Source organism: Bradyrhizobium sp. 134 (genome assembly GCF_023074155.1).
Taxonomy (GTDB): Bacteria; Pseudomonadota; Alphaproteobacteria; order Rhizobiales; family Xanthobacteraceae; genus Bradyrhizobium.
The window spans coordinates 1-5,551 of record NZ_JADPKX010000027.1 but is presented as its reverse complement, the minus strand read 5'-3'; the positions used below and the strand labels follow the sequence as shown (position 1 = coordinate 5,551).

At 60.1% G+C, this 5,551-nt stretch carries 4 protein-coding genes and 3 pseudogenes; 3 read left to right on the top strand and 4 right to left on the bottom strand.

Annotation, left to right across the window (positions count from 1 at the left end; translation table 11 throughout):
• On the top strand, window positions 1–660 hold a 660-nt coding region (locus IVA75_RS09285; RefSeq protein WP_247358730.1), incomplete at its 5' end, for an IS701 family transposase.
• A 662-nt stretch (window positions 661–1,322) separates the two neighbouring features.
• On the opposite strand, the gene IVA75_RS09280 is transcribed toward IVA75_RS09285, so the two are convergent.
• Together IVA75_RS09280 and IVA75_RS09275 are read right to left on the bottom strand one after the other, a co-directional pair.
• Window positions 1,323–1,517, bottom strand: a complete 195-nt coding sequence (locus IVA75_RS09280; RefSeq protein WP_247289273.1) for a hypothetical protein — start codon at window positions 1,515–1,517, stop codon at window positions 1,323–1,325.
• A 688-nt stretch (window positions 1,518–2,205) separates the two neighbouring features.
• A pseudogene (locus IVA75_RS09275) lies at window positions 2,206–2,469 on the bottom strand (integrase core domain-containing protein); the annotation flags it as partial.
• A 3-nt stretch (window positions 2,470–2,472) separates the two neighbouring features.
• Here IVA75_RS09275 and IVA75_RS09270 point away from each other — a divergent pair.
• Window positions 2,473–2,550, top strand: a pseudogene (locus IVA75_RS09270) (ABC transporter ATP-binding protein); the annotation flags it as partial.
• 34 nt (window positions 2,551–2,584) lie between these two features.
• On the opposite strand, the gene istB reads toward IVA75_RS09270, so the two are convergent.
• Entirely contained in the window at window positions 2,585–3,217 is a 633-nt protein-coding gene (istB, locus tag IVA75_RS09265) for an IS21-like element helper ATPase IstB (protein ID WP_247289271.1), read from the bottom strand.
• 13 nt (window positions 3,218–3,230) lie between these two features.
• Entirely contained in the window at window positions 3,231–4,769 is a 1,539-nt protein-coding gene (gene istA / locus IVA75_RS09260) for an IS21 family transposase (protein ID WP_247289269.1), read from the bottom strand.
• 636 nt (window positions 4,770–5,405) lie between these two features.
• Here istA and IVA75_RS40345 point away from each other — a divergent pair.
• Window positions 5,406–5,551 (top strand): annotated as a pseudogene (locus IVA75_RS40345) (IS256 family transposase); the annotation flags it as partial.

Sequence of the window (5,551 nt, the reverse complement as noted above, 5' to 3'; positions counted from 1 at the left end):
ATGATCGCACGTGCGATAGCCGCGTCTGTACCATTCAAGTGGGTTGCCGGTGACACGGTCTACGGTGTTGGCGATATCGAACAGCAGCTACGGCGGGCAGGCAAAGGCTATGTGCTCGGGGTCAGCAGCTCTCATGTCTTCCGATCCTGGGGCAAGCGACAGCCGGTCGCCGGCAAGGCCGAAGACATCGCCCGGACGCGGCGCCCGTCCGACTGGAAGCGCTTGTCGGCGGGAGCCGGAACCAAAGGACCGAGGCTGCATGACTGGTGTTATCTCGAACTGGCCGATCTCGAGGTCGAGCAGTTCAACAGCGCAAATGATGGTTTATGGACGCGCGGTCTGCTGATCCGTCGCCATATCGCTGATGGCGATCTCGCCTTCTTCACCACCTGGTGTCCAGCGGGAACGTCCATCGAAACGCTGGTGGCGGTCGAAGGCCATCGGTGGGCGATCGAGGACAGTTTCGAAACCGCGAAAAACGAATTCGGGCTCGATCACAACGAGAGCAGGTCCTGGCATGGCTGGCATCGCCACGTGTCCCTGGTGATGCTCGCCTTCGCCATGATGGCGGCGATCCGCCATCGCGCCAATCCGCCACCGCCCAAAAAAACCAAACGCCGCCCCCCGGCAAAAGCCAAAGCATACCCACACCGCCACTGATCCGTTGGTCAATCCAGGAAATCCGCCGCATCGCCAGCAGGCTTGCTCGAAAGCGGATCCAACCCGCGCATGTCATCGCATGGTCATTCTGGCGCAGAGCTCACCAGGCTGCCGCTCAGCGCGCGCATCTCAAAGCAAAACGGCAACTGTAATGCTAGTGCCTATGCTGACTTCGCACTAGCAGCGGATATTCAAGCGACTTCCAACCCAACGTCGACCAGCGACGCCGTAGCTTGCTACTCTATTAAGCCGTCCGCTCTACCGCATCAAAGGAGGGCGTCACGCGGCGGCTGCCACAGCTATCTGGTTCCGGCAGCTTGTTCAGATGCGCAATCGGCCTGCGCCGGTGTGCTTCTGCTTGAAAGGAAACGGATCTGAACGTTTAGAACCGGCCAAGTTGTTTAGAGTGCGACATTCCGCCGGTAAAAACGCCGGCGCTCCGCTGTACTCGCGCTGGCCCAAATCCTGCTGCCCGACATGCGCAAATCCAGGAGGGCTATTATGCAGGAGGGCTATTATAGAGTCTGAGAGGACGGATTTGCGATGCTCAAACGTTCCGCCCCAGACGCGCCGCCAACCCTCGCGTTGACTGCGACTAAAATCGGCGTGCTCGATCGCCTGGTCAACCACAAACCAAAAGCAAACGCTCTCGCAGTATCTGATCAAGATCGCCCGGCTCGGCGGTTATCCGCCGCCTGGCGCGGGCTGTCACGCCTCACCGACATCGCGCGGGGCGCCATGGTCGGAGGAGAATCTGTGGGTAATTGAAAGCCGGCGGCGACCGCCTCGTCGAGCTTGATCCCGTTGCCGCTTTTCCACAAAGCACGCCCCTTTAGCTTTTCTTTGGTCAGATTCACAACGAATAATTCGTGCTTTCCTGGACCCCATTAGCCCTTTTTGTCTTCTCTTTTCTTCTCATCACCTAACCTCTTGGCCTCTCCTTCGTGCGAGAGACGGAGTCTGCGGAGAATGCTAAATAATTCGGTCGCCTCAATTACCTGATCCGGTGGGGTGGCATTCACATGTAATCCGCACTTCGCCGATAACTTTGGAGCATCTCACCATGGCGACTTCAACTTCGGCCCGACGTGAGCCGCACTCGTTTTTGCGACACTATATATGGCTGCGCACGGGCGCGGGATGCGATAGATCTTCGACGGCCAGATCCATCTGCCGAGGCGCCGTACTCGACGGGAGAGCCAAAGCCAGACGGCTTACTCGCGATAGCTCGAGAGTTTGGATATGCTGGCGGAAAAAAAAGGACGTACATTCATCGAGAAGATAAGTCGTAGTCTGCGGTCTAGCTGTGCTCTTGTACATTCCTTAGCTGAGGGAACGGGAAGACGTTCTTGCTATATCGCTCGCGGATTCAGCCCACTGTCCTTGCCTTTGCGGCTCTCTTGTCGTCAGCCTTGTAGGCTCACTTGAGCCGTGTCATGTCGATGGCGGCGACTCCAATATTCACTCAAGGTCGGCATAGGGTCGTGATCTCGGAAAGAGTGACGATTGAACCGCCCGGGTTTGCCGGAGGCCATTTGGTTTAAGCTATGCCGCCATGGCCGGTTGTTCCAGCATGGCGCAGTAGCGTTGCTCGGCTTCGGCCGGCGGGATGTTGCCGATGGGCTCCAGGAGCCGTCGGTTGTTGAACCCGTCGACCCATTCGAAAGTGGCGAACTCGACGGCCTCGAAGCTGCGCCATGGCCCGCGCCGATGGATCACCTCGGCCTTGTAGAGACCGTTGATCGTTTCGGCGAGAGCATTGTCATAGGAATCTCCGACGCTCCCGACAGAAGCCTCCACGCCAGCCTCGAACTGATTTCGGACGGCGAGCAGCAGTTGACTGTGATAGGCCGCGCACTGATGTCGCGGCCGCGGCTGTTGGTGCTCGACAACGTCGCTGGAGTTGAGCGCATTGTTTAAGCACTCAAGCAACGTCATGCCATTGCGACACGGGGACCTGACTTGTGATCAACAAGGATCCCTTGTCGTAGCGATCGTCGACGATCTCGAGCAGATCACGGCGCTGGTCGGCGGTGAGCGGTTCGGGTCCCCAGTCGTCGAGGATGAGGAGATTGACGCGCTCCAGGGCAGCGATCAGGCGCGCCAGACGGCCTTCGCCGCGCGCCTGGGCGAGATCGGCGAACAGGCGGGATGTTCGCTTGTAGAGGACGGAAAAGCCGTCGCGGCAGGCCTTGTTGCCGAGCGCGCAGGCAAGCCAGGACTTGCCGGTGCCGGTTGGGCCGACAATGACCAGGTGGTTGCTGTCACGGATCCATTGACAGGTGACGAGGTTCTGGAAGAGCGAACGATCGAGACCACGGGCGGTGCGATAATCGACGTTCTCGATGGTGGCGGCTTGACGGAGCTTGGCACTGGTCAAGCGGCGCGTGAGGCGGCGGATGTCGCGGGCGGTGACCTCGCGATCGACGAGGAGGCCGAGCCAATCGGCGTGCGGCATCTCGGCCGCCTCGGGATTGTTCTGCAGTTCAGTGAGGCCATCGGCCATGGCGGCGAGGCCGAGTGCGCGCAAGCGATCGACGGTGGGGTGAATGAGCATGCTGATCTCCTGATCAATTGTAGTAATTGCGGCCGCGGATGTTGGCGTGGAAGAGGATGGGCGCCTCCTCGGCGGGAGGAGCGGTTCTGTCTGTGCCGTTCTTGAGGATGGCAGCGACCGATTTGTACGAACGGGCGTTGAGCAGCAGCGCCCGGGCGCAGGCTGCGTCGACGCGTTCGTGGCCATAGCGCTTGACCAGCCCGAGAATGCCGATGGCGGAGCGGAAGCCCTGTTCTGGATGCGGCCGCGACCGCAGGATGACGTCGATCAGCGTCTGGGCATCGGGACCGACTTTGGCGGCTTCCGAACGAATGCGCTCAAGGGTCCAGTCGCGATAGCGGCGATGTGAGCTCGGCATATGCTCGGGAATCGTGGTCGGGCGATGTGGCAAGGTGCTGCGCAGATGCGAGGCCACCCGCTTGCCGCGGAGAAATATCTCGACGGTCTTTTGGGTGATGCGGGCCTCAACCTCCTGATGAACGAGGTTGTGAGGGACGCTGTAGTAATGCTTGGCGATCTCGATGTGATAATCGAGGTTGACCCGGCAGCGCTTCCACTCGGCGTACTCGTACGGCTCATCCGGCAAAGGGGTCAGCGCCGGACGATCGAGCTCCTCGAACAGGTCGCGGCGACTTCGTCCCCAGCTGCGCAACGGTCGATCGTTCAGTTCGACAAGGAGCGCGTGGATCGCCTCATTAAGGGAGGCGAGTGAGAAGAAGCGGCGGTTGCGCAAGCGCGCCAGAATCCATCGCCCGACGATTTGGACCCCGACTTCGACCTTGGCTTTGTCCCTTGGCCGATACGGCCGCGCCGGAACGATGGCAGTGCGGTAATGGCGGGCGAGATCGGCATAGGTCCGGTTGACCATCGGTTCGTGAAAGCAAGCCCGGGTGATGCCGGCCTTCAGATTGTCGCTAACCGTCTGTCGGGCCACGCCTCCGAAATAGGAGAATGCGCGAACGTGCGAGGCGATCCAGTCCGGCAGGCTCTGGCTGAGGCTGGCCTCGGCGTAGGTGTAGTTCGAGGCGCCGAGCACGGCGACGAAGATCTGCGTGCTGCGTACCTCACCCGTGAGCCCGTCAACCACCTCCATCGTGTGGCCGGAATAGTCGACGAACAGCTTCTCGCCGGCGACATGGACCTGGCGCAGGGTCGGCTTGAGGCGGCCGGCCCATTCCTTGTAGCGTTCGCAGAACCATGAGTAGCTGAAGCTGTCGGAGCTTGCGTCGCAATACTCCTCCCACAACAGCATCAGCGTGACGTTCGGGCGCCGCAGCTCGCGATGCACGAGCGCCCAATCCGGCTGCGGACGTTCCTCGCTGGGCCGATCAGAGGGTGGCGGATACAGGCGGTTCTCGAGCCGGACATCGTCATCCAGCTCTGGCCGCAACGGCCAGGTCAGGCCGGCGCGGCGGGCGCGGTTGAGGTACTTGCTGACCGTGCCTTGGGCCAAGCCCAGGCTGCGGGCAACGGCGCGTTGCGACATGCCGACGCTGTCGTGTAGGCGTAGAACTTCACGAATGTGGCGCATGGACAGTCTCTCGGTCGGCATCTCGATCCTCTGCGGTTAGGCAAAAGACCAAGCTACCCGGGTTGCAGACTGTCAGCGGCGCGCACCTCCTGGTTGCCCCCCGATCGCGATCGCTGGAATAGCGATCACGATCGGCTGGAAACCGTGATCACGATGCTCTGGAATGGGTGATCACGATGGCTTGGAATCCGTGATCACGATCGGCTGGAACGCGCAGCAGAGGCTCCACTTATCAACGCGGAGTCTGTTCAGACAACCGGGACCAGCTCTTTCGTCCACGAAATCGTCTTGCGATAGAATGATGTTGCCCTTATCTAACGCGCGCGGCGGCGTCATATCGAAGGTTGAAATTCCACTCGGCAGGCGTGCGAAACGCCTATTTCTCCGCGTGGTGGTCACGGCGAGGAACAGTTCAATAGAAGCTCTATTCGCTAGATCGCTTCAATTCTCCGAGGAGCTATTCATTGACACGCATTGAGAGATGTTGATCTGAAGCCAGCAAACTGGACATTTTTGGCTAGAGCTTTGCGCAATGAGTCCTGGCTGGGAGGAGCGAAGAACGATGAAGGCCTCGAAGTTCTCAGACGCCCTCAAGGCGTCCATTCTCGAGCTATCACCCAAAGTTGGTGACGGCGGGAATCGGAAAGGCGGCATATCGTGGGGGTGCTTGACGCCTCCACTTCTCCACCGAAGGAGCGATATGGCGTGTCCAACGATAACGTCATCCATCTGATTCAGCCAGGAATCTTCGACGATCAACTCACAGAAGTCTTGCGCAATGGAGCGCGTGCCCTGCTGGCCCA

Coding starts and splice junctions, on each gene's coding strand:
- istA (WP_247289269.1), bottom strand. CDS start 4,769: ATGCCGACCGAGAGACTGTCCATGCGCCACATTCGTGAAGTTCTACGC.
- istB (WP_247289271.1), bottom strand. CDS start 3,217: ATGCTCATTCACCCCACCGTCGATCGCTTGCGCGCACTCGGCCTCGCC.